Origin of the sequence: Petrocella sp. FN5 (genome assembly GCF_029210395.1) — a bacterium.
GTDB lineage: Bacteria > Bacillota > Clostridia > Lachnospirales > Vallitaleaceae > Petrocella.
Genome location: NZ_JARGDP010000151.1, coordinates 1 through 1978 on the forward strand (window position 1 = coordinate 1; position 1978 = coordinate 1978).

3 protein-coding genes are annotated in these 1978 nt (G+C 34.3%); all 3 read left to right on the top strand.

The genetic code is table 11. The features are described from left to right. Positions 1-473, top strand: a 473-nt coding sequence (locus tag P0N36_RS15100) for a hypothetical protein (protein ID WP_275843710.1), incomplete at its 5' end; no start/stop codon positions are given. A gap of 105 nt (positions 474-578) precedes the next feature. Next, positions 579-1445, top strand: a complete 867-nt coding sequence (locus P0N36_RS15105; protein WP_275843711.1) for a hypothetical protein — start codon at positions 579-581, stop codon at positions 1443-1445. Between the two features lie 100 nt (positions 1446-1545). Further along, positions 1546-1978, top strand: a 433-nt coding sequence (locus P0N36_RS15110; RefSeq protein ID WP_275843712.1) for an aspartate/glutamate racemase family protein, incomplete at its 3' end; no start/stop codon positions are given.

Genomic DNA, 1978 nt, shown 5'->3' on the forward strand with positions numbered 1-1978 from the left:
TATTGGATCTATCCAAAAAAGCAACACCAGCAATAAAGAAAGTGATACCAGCTATTTCGACGGCAATCAACAGCATTGATGTTCTTGAAAATACATCTAAAATTGCAAAACCATTTGTAGATGATGCAAGAATAAAAGGAATTGAAAAGTCTAAAATAATTGAAGCGCACCAAACATTTGATGGTGACAACACTATAATTGCAATTGAACGAGCCGGGATTAAAGCAATCTCAGAAAATGAAGACTCTGCTTTTGAGTTATTTGTCAGCAAATTAGAAAGATTAAGAGAAAAAAGAGTTCTCAGTAGTGATAAGAAAATTCGTAAAGAGCAGAAGAAAATAATAGATAAAGTAAGCATGATTATTGGTGATCAAGGAGATATACGAAATTATATTTATCGGACTGAATTTACACAAGAACAAATTGAGATGAAAAAGAATAAAAAGAAATGGCTTAATAAAAAGAAAAAATAATTTATATTTATAAGGACATTTGCATTATATCAGATTATGAAACACCCATTAATATGGTCATCCGAGTCTATACTATTTATTTATTCAATGAAAAGGGGGAAGATTATGAGATTGGTTTGGGGTTATATTTGGAGAACGATTGTAATAGGTTTATTATCTTTTTTGGCACTAGTAATCGCTGGGATTTTGATTACTGTTTTTAAGCTACCGATGCCTGTGATTAATGGAGATACGAATTACATTTTTATTATGATAATAATGTCAGGAGCTGCGATATCAATTTTACTTGGAATTATAACTCAGAATTTGAGGCTTTTTAAGCTGATGGTTTTTGGAGCGGTGTTTTTATTTTTATATCTGAATTATGTAACACAGATTATGGAGGCACTGTATTTTGTACCTGGAGTAGTTACATGGGAGGTTCTTCCGACCATACTATTACAACAACTTGTCATGGCAATAATGATTGCTACCGGTGTTGTGTTTTTGTATAAAAGAAAAGAATCATCAAAGAGTAAGCCACTCTATAACAGAGGATTATTGGATTGGATCTTTAGAATAGTGATAAGCATCGGTAGTTATGTAGCGTTTTATTATCTTTTTGGAAGGCTTAATGCTTTCCTTTTCACAGAGGGTTATTACCTGTCACAAATTGACGGACTCTATATGCCAAGTGGGAATGTTATTCTTGTGTTGGAGATTGTACGTGCAACATTGATTGTGATCTCAATATTACCAATTATTTTATTTTTGGAGTTACCGGTTAAGAAGGTCATGATTTTGAGTGGGCTATCCTTATTTGTTTTGGGAGGTCTGTTGCCTATGTTGCAGCAGATTGGTAGTTTACCTATGGTTTTGATTATTACCTCAAGTGTTGAGATGTTTTTTCAGTTTTTCCTTACGGCTGTCGTGACAACACTAGCCATGCACTACGGTGACAAAGAAATCCGCAGTGAGTATGATTTTTCATAGATGCGGTATCTAATATTTTTACAGAAGATTGTTCCTCATACCGGAATGTGCCATAATATAAGAATAAAAAAATAAGACTTTCAATTGGGAGGATCGATAAATGAAAACCATTGGATTAATTGGTGGTATGAGCTGGGAGTCTTCAGCAGAGTATTATCGTATCATCAATCAACGTGTTAAACACAAACTAGGTGACCTACATTCATGTAAGTGCATCATGTATTCTGTCGATTTTGGTGAGATTGAAACATTACAGCATAAAGGTGAATGGGAGAAATTAACCCGTATGATGATTGATGTTGCTAAGAATCTGGAAAAAGCAGGCGCAGAACTAATTGTAATATGTACGAATACGATGCATATGATGGCCGATGAAGTTCAATCCAACATAGGTATTCCGTTATTACATATTGCTGATGCTGCGGCTGAGCAAATCACAGCAAAAAAGTTGAAAAAGGTAGGACTTTTGGGAACAAGATTCACCATGGCGCAGAATTTTTATAAAGGCAGAATACAAGAGAATTATGGCGTAG

What these genes read in the sequence shown, in the direction of transcription:
- P0N36_RS15105 (WP_275843711.1), top strand. Translation starts at nt 579, where the DNA reads ATGAGATTGGTTTGGGGTTATATTTGGAGAACGATTGTAATAGGTTTA.